Genomic DNA, 16,926 nt, shown 5'->3' with positions numbered 1-16,926 from the left:
TTACGCGGCGTAGCTGCGGGGTGCCGGCCCGGGGTGGGCTGTGCGCCGGAGGCGGGCTGGTGCCCGCCTCGCGGTACCCGCGGCGTCCGTCGAGTCCGAGGGGTCCGTCGAGTTCGCGGCGTCTGCCGTGTGCGCCGAGTTCGCGGCGTCTGCCGTGTGCGCCGAGTCCGCGGCGTCTGCCGAAGGGCTGTCCCGTGACCCACGGCGGGCTCACGGCGTCTGGCACGGCACCTCGCCGCGTTGTCGGGATCGACCGAATACGGCCCGGTATGCGGTCGAGCCTCCGCCTTGCGATGCACCGCGCCAGACGCCGCTGGCTGATTCACCGTGGGTGACGGGACAGCCCTTAGCCCGAGGGGTCCGTCGAGTTCGCGGCGTCTGCCGTGTGCGCCGAGTCCGCGGCGTCCGCGGTGTCCGAGGTATCCGCCGCGTGTGCCGAGTCCGCGGTGTGTGGTGTGTGTGGCGGGGTTGGTTGTGCGGCGGGTTGTGTGGGCGTGTGAGCCGTCGTGCGGGGGGTGTTGCGTTCCCGGTGTCTGTCCGGTGCCCGCCGGCCGCGTCTGCCGCGTCTGGCGGGTCCTGTGTGTGGCGGGGTCTGGCGGGGTTCGTTGTCTGCCCGGTGCCCGGTGCCCGGTGCCCGGTGCCCGGTGTGCGGTGTGCGGTGTGCGGTGTGGGGTGTGCGGTGTGGGGTTTGTTCTCGCTGTGGTGTCGTTTCCGGTGGTCGTGTCTGTGGTGGGTGCGCGGGTGGGTCTGGCGGGGTTCGGTGTCCGGCGGGTTGTGCGGTGTGGGGCGCGTCGGTGTCGGGGTGTGGTGTTCCTGGCCGCTTGCGTGCGCCGTGTGTGGCGGGGTTCGGTGTGTGGGCGGTATGCGGTTCGGGGCTGTGTGTTTTCGGCTGGTTGTGTCGTTTCTGGTGTCCGTGCCGTTGGTGTCTGCTGCTTCTGCTTGGCGGTCGGTGCGGGGTGTTGTTGCTCGGTGGTTCGGTGGCGGGGTTCGTTGCTGGTCTGGCCGTGTGGTGTAGGGCTCGTTCCTGCTGGGGCGCGCGGGTTTGCGCTGGGCGTGGCAGCGGCTGAACACCATCCCCCGGCACCAACCCGCCAAATACCCGCCGCAGATGTGGTCAGCGCGTTCGGCACGGTTCCCGCAGGCGCGCGGGGCGGGCGGCTTGTGTGTGGTGGCGGGTGGTGTGCGGTGCCTTGCTTGTGTGTGTGGTGGCGGGGTTGGTCTGGTGGTTGTGCTTTGTCCGGGGTTGTTCGTGTCGGTTGTGCTGGGCGTGGGTGTGGAGGGGGTTGGGGTGGGGCGGGTGGTGGGGGCGTTGTGGCGGGCTGTGGTGGCTTTTGGGTCTTTGTATACGGGGCCGTTGGTGTATTTCCATGCGTTGGTGGGGCCTGGGTCTGAGGTGCCGCCGGGTGGTTTGGGGGTTGGTGGGTGGGGTGGGCCGCCGGTTGGTCATCCTGAGCGGTTGTGTGGGGATGTTCCGTTGTCCGAGGGGGAGCGGTTGCTGGCTCTTGAGGTGTGGCCGGAGTACCGGTCGGGGCAGCAGGGTGCTGGGGGCGGCTGAGGGCGGGGTTCTGGGGGGGTGTGGTGGGTCGGGGGCTTGTTGGGCCGGTTGTTGTTGCGGGTCGTGTCTGTTGTTGTCCGCGTACTTGTGTGGGTGCACCACCGAGTACGAGGTTGTGTGCGCTGTTGGTGAGCCTGCGTTGGTCTTCTGTTCGATGGCCTGGAGGTGGCTCTTGAGCCGGTGGTTGTTGCCGTTGGTCGAGGCGGCCTTCGCCGTGAGTGTTTTCAGCGTGGCCGCTGATCGGGTGATGCCGGCCAGGTGGAGGTGGGGGCCGCGACGCACAAAGCCCCCGGTGCCGTTGAGGGAGGTGTTCGAAGTCTCAACCCGCCTGGTACAGGGGCCTTGTTGGTTCCTTATCCTGTCGCGCTCGACCTCCTGCATGCCCTCGTCGAGTGGGTCGCCGTGCTCATCGTGAGCCGCGGGGGTGACCGGCGGTGCAAGCTCCCCCCGGCACCGGCGGGCGCTTGTCGCTCTGGTGTATCTGCGCCGCCACGACACCTTCACCCGGATCGCGTCCGGCTTTGGAGTATCCGTCGGCACTTTCCACGCTTATGTCACCGCTGTGACCGGCCTGCTGGCCGGCCGGGCACCCCCGGGGCCTGCTCAAGGCGCTGCGCGAGCATGATGCGGAGTTCGTCCTGCTGGACGGGACCCTCGCCGAGTGTGACCGTGTCGGTGGCAGTCTGGCCGACTGCTCGGCCAAGCGCCGCCGGCACGGTGTGAACGTCCGGGTCGTCACCGATCCCGCCGGTGAGGTCCTGTGGATCTCGCCCGCGCTGCCGGGTTGCATCCACGGCCTGACCGCGGCTCGCAGTCACCGCATCATCCGGATCTGCGAACGCCAGGGCATCCCGATCCTCGCCGATCGCGCCTACCGGGGCGCCGGCCCTTGGCTCACCACCGGACTCAAACGCCTACCGGGCGGCGAACTCACCCTGACCCAGCGCACCGCCAACCGGGCCTTGGCCGCAGCCCGGGCACCGGTCGAACGCGGCATGGCACGGCTGAAGTCCTGGCAGATCTTCCGCAGATCCCGCAGCAGTCCGAACCGCATGACCGTCATCGCCGAAGCCGTCCTGACCCTGGAGAGGCAACGCTGAAAACGCTCGGTGGTGCGGAGGCGGGGTCGGGGATCGTGGTGGCCGTGGTCTCGTCTGCGATGACTTGGTGTGTGGGTGGTGACGGGGTGGGTGGGGGTCAACTCGTCGTCGGCCGATAGAGGTCGGCGGCCGCTTATCGGTGTTCGCCGCTCACTGGCCGCCCGGGTGGATGGAGAACACCCCGGTCAGGTAGCCGGGTGGGGTGCGGGGGTGAGAGTGCGTAGGGCCGCCCAGTGGGGGGAGCGGAGGAGCGCGGTGGCCCGTTCCATCGTGGTCTGGTCGAGGGTGGCGGCCGTTTTGTTGCCTGTGCCCAGGTCCTTGGCGGTGATGTGGACGTTGTTGTTGGGATCGCAGTCGGCCGTCACCTCGATCTGCGGCACGCCGCGGGGAGCGGGTGGCAGGGTGAGTTCGAGGACTGCGAGGGTCCGGTCGCGGGCCGGGTCCTCCTGCTCGCCTTCTACGACGTGGAGCACCACCGTGGTCTGGTCGTCCGTGTGTGTGGTGAAGATTTCGGAGCGCTTCGTGGGGATCGTCGTGTTCCGCTCGATCAGCTTCGTCGTGTTGCCGTCGTCGGTTTCGATGCCGATGGAGTGGGGGGTGAGATCGAGGAGGAGGATGTCTTTCATGTCGCCGGTCATGATGCCCGCCTGAAGAGCGGCGCCGCTGGCGGCGGCTGCGGGTACCAGGTCCCGGTAGGGTTCACGGCCGTTCGTGAGCCGGCGGATCAGGTCGCTGACGGCGGGCATCCGGGCGGCGCCGCCGGCCAGGACGACCCGGTCGATGTCGGCGGGCGTGCGGTCGGCGTCGGCGAGGACGCGTTCGACGGGTGTGCGGCAGCGTTCCAGGAGATCCCGGGTGAGTGTCTCGAACTCCTCGCGGGTCAGTTCCTCTTCGAGGTGGACGGGGCCGTCCGGTCCGGTGGCGAGGTAGGGCAGCCGGAGGGTCGTGGTGCGCACCGCGGAGAGTTCGATCTTCGCGGCCTCGGCTGCCTCGCGCAGCCGTTGGGCGGCGGTGACGTCGCCGGTGAGATCCACGCCGTGCCGCAGTCGTACGCGGTCGGTCAGGTGCTCGATGATCCGCTGGTCGAAGTCGTCGCCGCCAAGGCGGCTGTCGCCGGCGGTGGCCCAGGTCAGCACGGTGCCGTCGCCGAGGTCGATGAGGGAGACATCGAGGGTGCCCGCGCCGAGATCGAAGATCAGGACGGTGCAGTCGTCGCGGTGCAGGCCGTAGGCCATCGCTACCGCCGAGGGCTCGTTGATCAGCCGCATGACGGGGAGCCCGGCTTGTTCGCCTGCCCGGAGCAGGGCGGCCCGCTGGTTGCGACGGAAGCCGGCGGGCACCGCCAGCACCGTGGCGGTGAGCGGCCGGCCGAGGTGGGCCTCGGCGTCCTCGCGCAGGCGGGCGAGGATCAGCCCGGCGACGTCCTCGGCGGCCAGCCGGACGCCGCCTCGCGTGATGTGCCAGTCGGTACCCAGCTCCAGCTTGGCGGCGCGTGCGGTGTGGCCGGGGTTGGTGAGGGTCTGCCGCTCGGCGGGCGTGCCGACGAGGACGTCCCCCTCGGCGGTGAGGGTCACCAGGCTGGGAGTGGTATGCGCGCCCTGGGCGTTGGGGATCAGCCGGGCCCTGCCGGCTTCCAGGACGGCCACGGCCGAGTTTCTCGTGCCGAAGTCGATACCGACGACGGCCGGACGCGCCGCGTCCGGTTCGCTGTCCGGCGGTGCCGTGGCCTCGGCGGCTTCGGTGTAAGGGGCGGTCGAGGGCGTGGCGTGCCGCTGGATGAGGGTGGTGACGGCATCCGGCCAGGGGGAGGTGCCGGGGAAGTCGTCCGCCGGCTCCCGGTGCGCGCCGGTCCGCTCCAGCAGCGCTGTGAGCGTGGGCCGTTCACCGGGGTCCTTCGCCAGGCACGCGTCGATCAGTTCGCGCAGCGGTCCCGTGAGGCCGTCCAGCCGCGGCCGCCCGCTTACCACCCGGTGGAGGACCGCCAGCGGCGGACCCTCCCCGAAGGGCCCGGCCCCCGTGGCGGCGAAGGCGATCACCGCTCCGAGCGCGAACACATCGCCGGCCGGGCCGACTTCGCCGCCCTCGGCCTGCTCGGGTGCCATGAAGCCCGCCGTTCCCACCACCAGACCGGTCGCCGTCAGTGCGGTGTCCTCCAGCGTCCGCGCGATCCCGAAATCGATCACCCGCGGCCCGTCGGCGGCCACCAGCACGTTCGACGGTTTCAGATCCCGGTGCAGCACCCCCGCCGCGTGAACGGCCTGCAACGCCTCCACGAGCCCCGCCGCCAGCGGCCACACCGCGCCCTGGGGTAACGGTCCTGCCACACCGACCGCTTCCGCCAGATCTGGCCCCGGAATGTAGACGGTTGCGATCCACGGCAGGTCGTCCTGCGGCCCCGCGGCCAGCACCGGAGCCGTGAACGCCCCGCCCACCGCCCGCGCCGCCGCCACCTCCCGCGCGAACCGCCGCCGGAACTCCCCCTGCCGCGCCAGATGCGGATGCACCACCTTCACCGCCACCGCCCGCCCACCCGGCGACCGGCCCAGGAACACCTCGCCCATCCCGCCGGCGCCCAGCCTGCCCCGCAGCTCGAACCCGCCCACCTTCTCCGGGTCCCCGGCCCTCAGCGGCTCCACCCCGGCCCCCTTCCCCACCCCGGCGCCGGCGCCGACGTCCAGCGCCCCCACGCAGGTTACGTGCCCCCGGCCCCACACCATCACCGCACCGAGAACGGTGCACGTTCCTCCGTACGAAGTGGCGCACCTTCACTTGTACGCCGACAGCTGTTCCCGTGTGATGGTGGGTGCCTGCGTCGGTGTGGTGGCCGTGTGGTGATTCTGCAGTCCTGGGCGGGGCCGGTGGTCGCTCGAGGGGTGAGGTCGCGCCGCGGGCCTGTGTGCTCGGCTTCGATGTCGTGGTGCGTGCCGGGGCGTTCAGGGGGTGTGGCTGCCGTCGGGCGGTGTTTTGCCCGGCTCGGGCAGTGGCTGGGCCTCGCCGTGCGGACGGGTGGGGTCGCGGTCGCTTTGCCTGGTCGCGCTCCGTGGCGTTGCGGTCCTCGTCTGGGCCCGGTGCTGGCCCAGGGGTCCGAGAGGGCCGGTGACCCGAACCGTTTTAGGAGGGTGAGGACGGCCGGGTGCTGCAACCGCGGGCCCAGCACCGGTTCCGGCGGCGGGTGGATCTGTGTCAACAGGCCGTGCAGCCGGTTCGCGGCCCTGGTTGCCTTGCCGGCCGGGTCGTCGTCGAAGCCGGCGGTCAACTCCAGCTCGGCGATGGTCTTGCCCTCGCCGTCGATCGCCCGCAGCGCGGGGGGCATCGCGCGGGCCGCGTCCGCGATGATGAACGCGTCCTTCGTGTCGGTCTTGGCCTCGCCGGGGCGGAGGGTCGCCGGTGATGCCTGCGGACCCGGTGACACCACCCCCCGGATCATCGACCGCAACCGGAAGGGGGAAGTCATGCCGGATGCGAAGGCCCGGGGCCCCATTGCGGAGCCACGAAGACGGTGACCGGGGGGCTGTCTGTCGGGTTGCGTGTGTGGCGGGTGCGGGGTGTTTGATGGCCCGGGGTGGTTGCCATTCCGGTTTCCGGTTTTCGGCTGCTGCGCTGTTTCTGTTTCTGGTGCTGTTGTTGTGGTGGCTGGGTGTGTGCTGGTGTGGTTTGTGGGGGGTGGTTGGGGGGTTAGTGCCATTCGATGAGGGCGAAGCTGGTGGCCATGCCGCCGCCGAATCCGGCGAGGAGGATGAGTTGGCCTGGTTGGAAGGCGCCGGTGCGGGCGGCGGTGTCGAGGGTGATGGGGATGGAGGCGGCTCCGGTGTTTCCGTAGTGGGTGAGTGTGCGGTGCATGGTGGCGTTGGGCATGGCGAGGTCCTGGGTCATGGAGTCGAGCATGACGCCGTTTGCTTGGTGGGGGATGATGTGGTGGATGTCGGTGGGTTCTACGCCGGCTTCGTGGAGGAATTCTTTGATGAGTTGGGGGAGTTGTTCGACGACGAAGCGGCGTACTTCGCGTCCGTTCATGGTGAAGTATTGCTGTCCGGTGTCGAGGTTGTTGTGGTCGAGGGGGGTGCGGCTGCCGCCGGCGGGGACTTCGATGAGGTGGGAGAGGTCGCCGAAGGTGTGGAGTGCGACGTGTCGGACGAGGGGGCCGTGGGGTGTGGTGCCCAGGACCATGGCGCCGGCGCCGTCTCCGAAGAGGACGACGGTCCTGCGGTCGGTGGGGTTGAGGATGCGGGAGTAGGTGTCGGCGCCGATGACGAGTGCGTAGCCGCCTCGTCTGAGGATGACGCTGCCGACGGCGGAGAGGGCGAAGACGGTGCCGGAGCAGACGGCGTTGACGTCGAAGGCGGCGGTGCCGGAGGCGCCGAGGTTGCGTTGGACGTAGGCGGCTGTGGGGGGTTGGGGGCGGTCGGGGGTGGAGGTGGCGACGGCGATGACGGAGAGTTGTGCGGGGGTGATGCCCGCGGATTGCATGGCGGCGTGGGCTGCTTCGGTGGCGAGGTCGGAGGTGGCCTGGCCGGGGGCGGCCCAGCGGCGTTCGCGGATCGCGGTTTTCCGGGTGATCCATTCGTCGTCGACTTCGGCGGGGGTGCCGACTTCGTCGTTGGTGACGATGCGGTCGGGTACGTAGCCGCCGGTTCCCAGGATCCGGACGTCGATGCTGGGGGCGATCCGGTCCGGCACGCCGGTATAGGTGGTCGGGGTGTGCGTCATGTGTGTGTGCCCTCCCTTCGGATGGTTGTGCAGGACTGCCCGCCGCACGCGGCATAAAGCGGAACCGCAAGAGCGGTGCGGCATAAGCGGGTGCGGCGTGAGCTGTACGGCTGGAGTTGTGCGGCGTGCGCGGTGCGGTGGTGGGGGCCCGGAGCGGGCCCGGGGTGGTGCGTGGCCGCCTGAGGCGGGCCGGCTCGCGCCTGCCCGGCCTGCGCCTGCCTGCGTGCCCGGCCTGCGTGCCGCGGCCTGTGCGGCTGCACATCCCCGGCCTGTGCCGGTGTGCGCGCCTCGGGCTGCGCCGGCTGCCTGCAGGTCCCGGCCCGTGTCAGCGTGCGTGCCGCGGGCTGCGCCGGCTCGTGTGCCGGCCGGCACGTCCCCGGCTTGTGTGGCGGTTGGCATGTGCCCGGCTTGTGGGCCGGTCTGCGCGGTGGCCTGTGCCTGCCTGCCTGTACGTCCCGGCCTGCCGGAGGCCCACGTGCTGCGGCCTGTGCCGGCTGTGTGCCGGGGCTTGCACGCCCGGCTGGTGGGCCGGTTGCTCGCCGCGTCCGGGTGCCGGTGTGGCGGCCGGGTTGTGGGCCGGCCCGGGGGTCGGCTTGTGCGGCGGTGGCGGCGTTCGTGCCCGGCCTGTGGGCGGGCTGCGGCGGTCTGCGTCGGCCTTGTGGGCCGTGTGCGTGCCGTGGTCTGCGTGCCGTGTCTGTGTGCCTGGTTGTGCGCCCGGTTGCGGGCCTGCCCCCCCCGGGGGGTCGGCTTCCGCGGCGGTTCGTGTGCCGGGTTCCGCGTAGGTCTGTGGGGCCGGCCTTGTGTGCCTGCGGTCTGCGCGCCGGCCTGTGGGCCGGCTTGTGCGCCCGGTTGCGCGCCGGTTGTGGGCCGGCCCGTTGGTCGGCCTCTGCGGTGGCCTGTGGCGGCTTCCGCGCCGGTCTGTGTGCTCGCCTTCGTGTCGGCCTGGGGCCGTGTGTGCCGCGGCTTCCGCGGGGGCTTGTGTGCCGGGTGCGGGTGCGGGTGCGGGGTGGGGGTTAGCGGGTTTCGTAGATGCGTTTGTGGTTGTTGAGGCCGGAGAGTCGGTAGGGGCCTGTGGTTTGGGTGGGGGTGTGGTGGTTGCCGCCGTCGGTGGGGAGGGTGTGTTCGTGGAGGGCGAGGTAGGCGGGGTAGTCGAGGGGTGTGCGGCGGGTGATGGCGTCGCGGTTCGCCTGGGTGCGCAGGTGGTGGCGGTAGCCGGGTGTGGGGGTGGCGGCGAAGAATTCGGCGACGCTGCCGGAGCCGTAGCTGAACAGGCCGATGGGGCGGCCGGTGAGGTCGTCTGCCTGGTCGAGGAGTGCGGCCAGGGCGAGGTAGACGGATGCGGTGTAGCTGTTGCCTACGACGTTGTTGTAGGTGGTGGTTTGGGCGAGGGCTTGTTCGATGGTGTGTTTGTCGGTGTCGCGTTCGTTGTAGTTCAGGAGGTGGCGGTGTGCTTTGTACGCCATTTTGGTGAAGGGCTGGTGGTAGCAGAACGCGGCGAATTCGTCGAGTTTGTGGCCGCCTTGTTCTGTGTAGTCCTTCCAGGTGCCTTCGACGGCTTGGAGGTAGGCGTTGATGGATTCTTGTCCGTCGACGAGTGCGGTGTCGCGGTAGTTGGGGCGCCAGAAGTCCATGACGTCGGCGGTGAAGAGTCCTGAGGGGTCTTCGATGGTGGCGAGTGCGGGGTTGGTGCTGACGAGCATGGCTACTGCTGCGGCGCCTTGGGTTGCTTCGCCGGGGCTGTCGGCGTCGTATTTGGAGATGTCGGATGCGATGACGAGGACGTGTTGGGTGGGGTCGCGGCGTATGAGGCCGATGGCGAACTGGAGGGCTGCTGTGGCGCCGTAGCAGGCTTGTTTGAGTTCGACGACGCGGGTGGCTGAGGGCAGGCCGAGGAGGGAGTGGACCCAGACGCCGGCTGATTTGGCCTGGTCGATGGAGGATTCGGTGGCCAGGACGACGGTGCGGATCTGGCTGCTGCCGTGGCGGGTGATGATGGGTGCGGCGGCGGCTGCGGCCATGGTGACGATGTCCTCGTCGGCGGCGGGGACGCTCATCGATTCCTGGCCGATGCCTATGTGGTATTTCGCGACGTCGGTGCCGTTGTGTGCGGCGAGTGCGGTGTGGGGGAGGACGTATTCGGTGGTGGCGAATGACAGGTCGTGGATTCCGAGCGGGTCGGGCATGTCCTAGGCACCAACCTTTGCTGTCGTGTTGTCGCGTTCGAGTTGGATGTGTGCGCGCATGAGTTCGCCGGGGTTGGTCTGTGCGGCGAGGAGGGAGAGTTCGCCGCACAGGACGGTGGCGGCTGCGATGACGGCGAGTCGTCGTGCGTTGTGGCCGGGTTCGGCTTCGGTGCGGCAGCCGAGGCGGGTGAGGTTGGTCTCGACGAAGCCGAGTCCTTTGCCGTTTCCTACGGTGCCGACGATGAGGTTGGGCAGGGTGCAGGAGAAGTAGAGGTCGCCGTCGCGGTCTTCGGCCATGGTGACGCCCTGGGAGCCTTCGACGATGTTCGCGGCGTCCTGGCCGGTGGCGAGGTAGAAGCCGAGGAGCATGTTCGCGAAGTGGGCGTTGGCGGAGCGGATGCCGCCGGCGAGGAGGGTGCCGAGGAGGTTTTTGCGGATGTTGAGTTCGACGACTTTCGCGGCGGTGGTGTGCAGGACGTCGGTGACGATCTGGCGGGGGATGAGGAGTTCGGTGACGACGTTCTTGCCGCGGCCGAGGATGCCGTTGATCGCGGTGGCTTTCTTGTCGGTGCAGTAGTTCCCGGAGATCGATCCGTAGGAGATGCCGGGGATGGTGTGCAGGAGGTGTTTGAGGAGTGCGTCGGAGGCGAGGGTGGCCATGTTGTGGCCGGAGGCGTCGCCGGTGGCGAACTCGAAGCGGATGAACAGCAGGTTCGCGGTGATCTCGTGGCGGATGCCGATCAGGCGGGCGAATCGGCTGCAGCCGCGGACGATGTCGCGTAGTTCGTCGATGTTCGTCTCGAGGCTCTGCGCGGCGCGGTGCGCGGTGGCCGCGTCGGTGGCCTCGACGAGGACCGAGCGGGTCATCCGCTCGTCGACGAGGGTGGCGACGATGCCCGCTTCGGTGAGCATGGAGACTTTCGCGCCGCGGCCCACCGAGGGCCACAGGGGTGATTCGTAGGTGGCCAGGGGGACGTGGGTCTCGGTGTCGGCGATGTTTCCCGAGATGCGCAGGGGCCCGACCCACTTCATCGGGACCCCGGCTATCGCGTGTGCTTCGCTCATCGTGTGCTTCCCGTCATCTCGTTGAGGGCGCCACCCGCAGCCGCGCCGGACGCGGTGCCGGCGGTGGCGGGGCTGGTGGGGGTGGTGGGGGTGCGTTGGGCCAGGCGGCGGGTGTCGATGCCGCGGTCGGTGCAGAATTCCCGCAGTTGGCCGTGGATGAGCAGGTCGCAGCGGGTGAGGTCGGCGGGGGTGGGGGCGCCGAGCATGGTCTGCAGTGCGGCGAGTTGGTCGAGCCAGGTCGTCAGCTGGGTGACCAGGGCGCCGACGCCGCCGTCGGTCAGGGTGCGCAGGAATCCGCCGGAGGAGCCGACGGCCACGGCGCCCAGGGCCAGTGCGCGGGCGACGTCCAGGGGGGTGCGTACGCCGCCGGAGGCGAGCAGGGGGATGGTGGCGTCCTGGGCGTCGAGGAGGCAGGCGGCGGTGGATTGGCCCCAGCCGGTCAGGAAGGCGTAGTCGGCGTGTTCGCGGCGGCCGTTTTCGATGCGGGCGAAGTCGGTGCCGCCGCGGCCGCTGACGTCGGCTGCCGTGACGCCGAGTGCGGCCAGGGTGTGGACGCTTTGGCGGCTGAGGCCGTTGCCGACTTCCTTGACGATGACGGGGATGTCGACGGCCGCGGCGATTTTGTGGATCTGCGGGCCCCAGGAGGCGAAGGACCGGTCGCCTTCGGGCATGGGTGTTTCCTGCGCGGTGTTGATGTGGATCTGCAGGGCGTCGGCCTGCAGCAGGTCGATGGCGCGCTGTGCGCCGTCGACGGTGGTGGTGGCGTTGATGTTCGCCATGACGAACCCGCGGGGGTTGTGGGTGCGCAGGACGCGGAAGGTGTCGGCGCAGGAGGGGTCTTTGAGGTAGGCGTTCATCGAGCCGGAGGCGATGGGCACGCCGGCTTCGCGGGCGGCGGTGGCCAGGTTCCGGTTGATCTCGCCGGTTTTGACGCTGCCGCCGGTCATCGCGTTGATGTAGAGGGGGGCGGGCCAGTGGATGCCGGCGAAGGCGGTGGCCAGTGACACGTCGGGCCGGTCGATGCCGGCCAGGGCGTGGTGGACGAACGACACCTCGTCGAACTGGTTGATGCCGCTGCGGGCCCGGTGCTGTTCCATGGCGAGGCGGACGTGGTCGTCCTTGCGCTGACCGCTCATCGGGGGTTCCTTTCGGGGGCGGGATCCAGGGGCAGGGGCAGGACCCCGGCCGCGGCCCACCGTTGCCGCAGCCGCGAGATGTCGTGGGGGGCGTGGGCGGGCAGCAGGGCGATGCCGCAGTCGCCGCCGCCGGCCCCGGAGGGTTTGGCGGCGCCGCCGACGGCCTCGGCGGCGTCGCACAGTGCCGTCAGTTCGGTGGTGAAGATGCCCAGGCCGACTTCGTCGTCCAGCCGGGCCAGTTCGCTGCGGGCCCGGCGGATCTGGTGCAGCAGGCCCGGGCCGTCGCCCTTGTCGAGGGCGTCGGCCACGGCGTGGACGATGCCGGTGCTGGTGGCGACGAACGCGCGGTGCGACGGGCTGTGCCGCCAGGTCCGCCGGTGCAGCGAGGCCACCAGCGACGCGGTGGACGCCGGGCTCCCGGTCCAGCCGACCTGGAAGTCCAAGCCGGCCGGCGGCGGCAGCGGGCGTACCGCGAAATGCGGCCAGGGCGCGCGCAGCGCCTCGGCGGTGCCGCGGCGCCGGGCCAGGTCCACGACGAAGTCGCGGTCGGGCGCCTGGTAGGAGATCCAGCCGCCCCACGTGCTGGCCGCCAGGTCGCCGCCGGAGCCTTTGGGGTCGATACGGGCGGTGGCGAGCATCGCCAGGCGGAAGCGGTCCCCGGCCGGCAGGTCCAGGCCGCAAAACGCCGCGACGGCCGCGACGGCCGCCACGGTCACCGCGCCGCTGGAGCCCAGGCCGTACTTGCGGCCGTTGTCGTGCAGGTTGCTCTCGATGCGCACGCCCATCGCCGGGGCCGCCACGCCGTGTTCGGCCAGCAGCCCCGCCGTCGTCTCCACCGCCGAGACCACATGCCCCAACGCCCCACGCACCCCACCACCACCGCTGCTGCCGGCGCCGTTGCTGCTGCCGGCGTCGCCACCGCCACCGCTGCTGCCGCTGGTGTCGCTGCCGCTGGTGTCGGTGTCGCTGGTGGTGGGGTGGTGTGTGGTGTCGGGTTCGAGGCGGCCGCCGGCCCAGTGCCAGCGCACCGGGCCCGCGGTCAGGTCGGAGGAGATCTCCACCCCGGTGCCGTCCAGGGGCGAGACGGTCACGGTGATCTCGCGGTCCACCGCCACCAGGACCGCCGGGACGCCGGGTTCGACCACCGCGTACTCGCCCGCGACGAACAGCTTGCCCGGCGCCCGGCGCACCACGCTGGAGGTGCGGGTCATCGCCCGCCCTCGGGCAGCAGCCGCGCACCCGGGCCCGGCCCGGCGATGTGCACCGCGCCGCCCGCGGCGGCCTCCCGCACGGCCGCGGCGACCCGGTCGGCCTCCAGGCGCCGGCACAGCACCTTCACGTTCGGCCCGGCGTCCATGGTCGCCCAGGCCCCCACCCCGTCCCGCCTGAGCTGCGCCACCGCATCCAGCACGGTCAGCGTCGCCGGCGCCAGGTAGCGCACCGCGGGCCGCGCCGCGAGCATCGTCGCGTGCATCCCCAGCGCGTTGCGCTCGGCGATCTCACCGACCACCTGGAGGTCGCCGCGCAGCAGCGCCGCCCGCATCTGCGTCAGGTCGTCCCTGCTGGAGGCGGCCCACGGCTCGTACAGCGGCGAGGTGTCGACGGTGCGGCGCATCGCCGCCCGGCTGGAGACGGCCTTGGGCCCGGCGTCGACGACCGCGACGACAAGCGCCGGATCGAGATCGGCCACCGGCACCGGCTCGGCGTAGGAGCCCAGGTCCGCGGCCTTGGTGTCCTGCCCGGGCCGCCCCGCGTGCCAGACGGCGAACCCGCCGAAGACCGACCGCGACGCCGAGCCCGAACCGCGCCGGGCCAGCCGCGACAGCCCGGTCGCCGTCAGCGACAGCCCGTACGCGCGGGCCGCGGCCACGGCCAGGGCCGCGAAGCCGCTGGCCGAGGACGCCAGTCCGGCCCCGGTGGGCACCGTGTTGTGCGACTCCACCACGGCCCGGTGCGGCAGCCGGGCGCTGTGCCGCACCAGGTCGAGGAACGTGACGATACGCCGCAGCGCCTCGCCCTCGGCCGGCCGCCCGCCGAGGACCACCACGTCCCGCCCGGCCTCGGGCGCCAGCCGCACCCGGGTCGTCGTGGGAAAGATGTCCAGGGTCATCGACAGGCTGTCGGTCCGCGGCAGCACCAGGTGCTCGTCGCGCTTGCCCCAGTACTTGATCAGCGCAATGTTCGGATGCGCCACCGCCACCGCCCCGGTGCCGGCCCCGCCGTCCGCCCCGGTCCCGGTATCGGGCACGGCCCCGACCACACCACCGACGGCCCCGGCGCCGATGCCGGCGCCCCCGGTGGGACCGCTGGGACCGGTGGGGCCGGTGGTGGTGTCGGGTTCGGTCGTCCGGACCACGGCAATCCGCTGCTCAGACATGCTCGGCGCGCCTCCTCAACGGTACGACCCAGGTGTGCACGGCGCCGGCTTCGTGGAGCCGGCGGGTGACCTGGCTGGCCTGGTCCGGCCTGGTCAGCGCGATCACGCAGCCGCCCAGACCGCCCCCGGTGATCTTCGCGCCGAGGCTGCCCGCCGCGAGCGCCGCGGCGACCATCGCCTCGATCCGCTCGGTGCTCAGCCCGGCCTCGCGCAGCAGGTCGTGGTAGTCCGTCAGCTGCGCGCCCACGTCCTCGGCCCGGCCCTCGGCCAGGGCCTGCTCGGCCCGGGCGGTCAGCTGCGAGGCGCGTTCGAGGAACTTCTCCCGGGCCCCGGCGCGGCGTTCGAAGCCCGCGCGCAGCAGCTCGACCGCTTCCTTCGTGCTGCCGGCGGCGCCGCTGTCCGCGACGATGAACAGCCCGTCGCAGCCGATGCTCAGCTCCCGGGCCCGGCCCGCCTGGAACAGCAGCGGAGCCGACGCGCCCACGGCCATGGCATCCACGCCGCTGGCCCGGCCGTGCGCCATGTTCTCCGCCGTCTGCACCAGGTCGAAGACCGCGCCGTCGGACAGCTCGCGGCCGAAGAGCTCGGCCAGCGCCAGCACGATCGCCCGCGAGTTCGCCGCGCTGGAACCCAAGCCCCGCCCCGTCGGGACGGCGCCGTCGAGGATCACGTCCAGGTGCAGCTCGCCGGAGACCCCCACGCGGTCCTTGAACGCCGCGGTCAGCTCCCGCAGCCCGTCGGAGGCCTGCGTCACCAGCGCCCGCGACGCCGAACCCGTCATGGTGAACGACAGCTCGCCCTCGCCGTCGCCCGCGGGCGAGAACCCGGCACTGGCCGTCGCCGTCAGCTGCGGAATCGGCACCGCCAGCGCCGCGGCCCCGTACACGACCGCATGCTCTCCCAGCAGGATGGCTTTGGCGTGGGCACGGCCGACACCGACGGAGCGAGCCCGGTGGTTTCCCGAAACCCCATCCACTGAGGTCGGTAAAGTCAACGCACTCAGCTCCCCTTGTCGTTTCTGCAGTGAGATCGCATCGTCCAGATCCAGGAAGAAAAAGAAGCAGGCGACACGCCCGCCGGCCCCCGCCCGCACACCCGTGCGCACCCGCGACGGCACTCACCGGGCGGGGCAGCACAGGGACGGGCCTTCACACCCACGGCGCCACCGGCATCACCACGCCCACCGGCCCGCACCCCGCATCCGTCCGGCCCGGCGCCCCGCGGCGCACGCGGCGGCGACGGGCACCGGGAGGCACGCCCGCGGGCATGCGGGGGCCGGCAGCACAAGGAAGCGGGCGCCGGACATTCGCAGACCCGGCCCGCCCGAAGCGGGCCGTCGAATACGGCACCACTCCCCCGCCCCGAAAACGTTTTTGGGCAGGGGAGATGTGCGTAAATTGTGACACGGGCTTTTCGTCGGGCCAAGAGCACCCCAAAGTGACGTGGCTCACGTCCTGTTGGGCTGGCTTGCACATGGACTCCTGAAGCCGGCGCCGGCGCGGCGGGCCTGCCGGCGGGGGAGTGGGGGGCCCGGCGGTGCCGGGGGCGGTACGGCCCCGGCCCGGCCGGGCCGGGTAACCGCGGGCGCCGCCGCCCGGCAGGCAGCGGGGCGCCGCGCCGCTTGTGACTCCGTGTCACTTCCGCAGCCCTCTTCGAGGCGGGCGCTACGGCGTCGCCGGGGCGCAGGCCCGGCGCTCCAGTGCGATCCGGGTGAGTTCGTCGATGTCGAACTCCTGGCGGCAGTTCGGCGCACCGTAGCGGGTGATCTTCCCCCGGCTCGCCCATTTGCGGATGGTCGCCTCCGACACCCCCACGGCGAGCGCGGCCACGTTCGTGGGGACGAGCCTGTGGCGTGGCGGTCGTGTCATGCGCTGACATCCTTTCGCTGCCGCTCCATGAGGTGCCTCAGATTCAGCCACTCGTGCAGTTCCCACGAGTGCCCGGCAGAGCACTCGATGTTCCTTCTCGCCGAATTCCCGGCGCCTTTCGAGTACATGCTTATCGTCCCGCTGCAGCCGTCGACGACGCACTGCCGGATGATCGTGCGCGGAGCGCTGGAAGCGGGGTCGATGATCCCGCGGAGTTCCGCGACGAACCTCTCCGCCTCGTCGGCGAATTCACCGGCCGGCGGCTGCGCGAGAAGCCACTTCAGATGCCGTTCCAGAAACCGGGAGAGCTCCGGGACGGAACGCCCGGGGACGCCGGCCCCCAACTGCTCCACGACGATGTGCGCCCAGGACTCCAGCGTCGCGAGGATGTTGTAGCGGGAGTCGAGCACCGAGATGTTCAGGTGGTCCCGCGTGCGGCTGCCGGAAATCTTCGTGGGACTGATCTGCCGGGACAGCGGCGACACATGGTGCAGGCATTCCTGGTAGAGGCCGGGGAGCGTACGCAGGTTGCGCTCCACCTGGCGGACGCACGGCGTACACAGGACGGACCCGGCGGCGGCACGGCTTTCACGGGTGTGATCCCTGGGGCACGGGTGAACCTTCATGGAACCTCCTTGAGGCGGCTCGCCCTCCGCAATCGCGAGGATGTGCATGCCGATGCCATGCCGATTGCGGTAATCAGTGCGGCGTTCCTTTCCTGCTCCCGTTCCTGCCGGTGCTCTACCGGTCCGAGCCCGGAGCCGGTAACACTCGACGGCAAACCTACCGACCAGCGCTGGAGTCCCGATACAGCCTCGTTCGCAACTCGGTGGTGGGTGGAAAAGGCCCTGCCCTCAAGCCGTTTTCCACCCGTGTCCGAGCCCTGATCGAAAACACCCCGCAACACCCCCGGATGGCCGCCGCCACCCCATGTG

At 71.2% G+C, this 16,926-nt stretch carries 12 protein-coding genes and 2 pseudogenes; 2 read left to right on the top strand and 12 right to left on the bottom strand.

The window, feature by feature from the left end:
• Positions 1 to 226 (bottom strand): hypothetical protein (locus LG396_RS37845; RefSeq protein WP_225798173.1); only part of this gene is annotated, 226 nt, incomplete at its 3' end.
• 882 nt (positions 227 to 1,108) lie between these two features.
• Between LG396_RS37845 and LG396_RS39995 the strand changes: the two genes are divergently transcribed.
• Together LG396_RS39995 and LG396_RS37835 are read left to right on the top strand one after the other, a co-directional pair.
• Positions 1,109 to 1,555 carry a DUF6059 family protein gene (locus tag LG396_RS39995; RefSeq protein WP_225798177.1) on the top strand — a complete coding sequence of 149 codons (447 nt, stop codon included), beginning with the start codon at positions 1,109 to 1,111 and terminating at the stop codon, positions 1,553 to 1,555.
• A 345-nt stretch (positions 1,556 to 1,900) separates the two neighbouring features.
• Positions 1,901 to 2,655: pseudogene (locus LG396_RS37835) on the top strand (transposase).
• 185 nt (positions 2,656 to 2,840) lie between these two features.
• Here the strand turns inward: LG396_RS37835 and LG396_RS37830 are convergent.
• The 11 genes and pseudogenes from LG396_RS37830 to LG396_RS37780 all read right to left on the bottom strand — a co-directional run bounded on the left by LG396_RS37830 (position 2,841) and on the right by LG396_RS37780 (position 16,530).
• Positions 2,841 to 5,342 carry an Hsp70 family protein gene (locus tag LG396_RS37830; RefSeq protein WP_225798172.1) on the bottom strand — a complete coding sequence of 834 codons (2,502 nt, stop codon included), beginning with the start codon at positions 5,340 to 5,342 and terminating at the stop codon, positions 2,841 to 2,843.
• 404 nt (positions 5,343 to 5,746) lie between these two features.
• Positions 5,747 to 6,040 (bottom strand): annotated as a pseudogene (locus LG396_RS37825) (IS110 family transposase); the annotation flags it as partial.
• Positions 6,041 to 6,330: 290 nt separating this feature from the next.
• On the bottom strand, positions 6,331 to 7,362 hold the full coding sequence (locus LG396_RS37820) for a 3-oxoacyl-ACP synthase III family protein (RefSeq protein ID WP_225798171.1): 1,032 nt from the start codon (positions 7,360 to 7,362) through the stop codon (positions 6,331 to 6,333).
• A gap of 1,013 nt (positions 7,363 to 8,375) precedes the next feature.
• On the bottom strand, positions 8,376 to 9,545 hold the full coding sequence (locus LG396_RS37815; protein ID WP_018840867.1) for a hydroxymethylglutaryl-CoA synthase: 1,170 nt from the start codon (positions 9,543 to 9,545) through the stop codon (positions 8,376 to 8,378).
• Positions 9,546 to 9,548: 3 nt separating this feature from the next.
• A complete protein-coding gene (locus tag LG396_RS37810; protein ID WP_027769308.1) occupies positions 9,549 to 10,610 on the bottom strand; it encodes a hydroxymethylglutaryl-coenzyme A reductase family protein in 1,062 nt (353 codons plus the stop codon).
• A complete protein-coding gene (gene fni, locus LG396_RS37805; RefSeq protein WP_225798170.1) occupies positions 10,607 to 11,746 on the bottom strand; it encodes a type 2 isopentenyl-diphosphate Delta-isomerase in 1,140 nt (379 codons plus the stop codon). Before fni ends, LG396_RS37810 begins: the two co-directional genes overlap by 4 nt.
• Positions 11,743 to 12,957, bottom strand: coding sequence for a phosphomevalonate kinase (locus tag LG396_RS37800; RefSeq protein ID WP_225798169.1), 1,215 nt, complete (start codon positions 12,955 to 12,957; stop codon positions 11,743 to 11,745). Before LG396_RS37800 ends, fni begins: the two co-directional genes overlap by 4 nt.
• Complete coding sequence (gene mvaD, locus LG396_RS37795; RefSeq protein ID WP_225798176.1) at positions 12,954 to 14,102, bottom strand: diphosphomevalonate decarboxylase; 1,149 nt, start codon at positions 14,100 to 14,102, stop codon at positions 12,954 to 12,956. The genes LG396_RS37800 and mvaD overlap by 4 nt, the downstream gene beginning before the upstream one ends.
• A 13-nt stretch (positions 14,103 to 14,115) precedes the next feature.
• Complete coding sequence (gene mvk, locus LG396_RS37790) at positions 14,116 to 15,099, bottom strand: mevalonate kinase (RefSeq protein ID WP_225798168.1); 984 nt, start codon at positions 15,097 to 15,099, stop codon at positions 14,116 to 14,118.
• 688 nt (positions 15,100 to 15,787) lie between these two features.
• Positions 15,788 to 15,991: a MerR family transcriptional regulator gene (locus LG396_RS37785; protein ID WP_051642804.1), complete on the bottom strand. Its 204-nt coding sequence runs from the start codon at positions 15,989 to 15,991 to the stop codon at positions 15,788 to 15,790.
• Positions 15,988 to 16,530 carry a hypothetical protein gene (locus LG396_RS37780; protein ID WP_225798167.1) on the bottom strand — a complete coding sequence of 181 codons (543 nt, stop codon included), beginning with the start codon at positions 16,528 to 16,530 and terminating at the stop codon, positions 15,988 to 15,990. The genes LG396_RS37785 and LG396_RS37780 overlap by 4 nt, the downstream gene beginning before the upstream one ends.
• Positions 16,531 to 16,926 lie beyond the last annotated feature (396 nt).

The organism is Streptomyces aculeolatus (assembly GCF_020400605.1).
Classification (GTDB): domain Bacteria; phylum Actinomycetota; class Actinomycetes; order Streptomycetales; family Streptomycetaceae; genus Streptomyces; species Streptomyces aculeolatus.
This window is presented reverse-complemented; position numbering and strand designations above follow the sequence as displayed.

Coding starts and splice junctions, on each gene's coding strand:
- LG396_RS39995 (WP_225798177.1), top strand. CDS start 1,109: ATGTGGTCAGCGCGTTCGGCACGGTTCCCGCAGGCGCGCGGGGCGGGC.
- LG396_RS37820 (WP_225798171.1), bottom strand. CDS start 7,362: ATGACGCACACCCCGACCACCTATACCGGCGTGCCGGACCGGATCGCC.
- LG396_RS37815 (WP_018840867.1), bottom strand. CDS start 9,545: ATGCCCGACCCGCTCGGAATCCACGACCTGTCATTCGCCACCACCGAA.
- LG396_RS37810 (WP_027769308.1), bottom strand. CDS start 10,610: ATGAGCGAAGCACACGCGATAGCCGGGGTCCCGATGAAGTGGGTCGGG.
- fni (WP_225798170.1), bottom strand. CDS start 11,746: ATGAGCGGTCAGCGCAAGGACGACCACGTCCGCCTCGCCATGGAACAG.
- LG396_RS37800 (WP_225798169.1), bottom strand. CDS start 12,957: ATGACCCGCACCTCCAGCGTGGTGCGCCGGGCGCCGGGCAAGCTGTTC.
- LG396_RS37785 (WP_051642804.1), bottom strand. CDS start 15,991: ATGACACGACCGCCACGCCACAGGCTCGTCCCCACGAACGTGGCCGCG.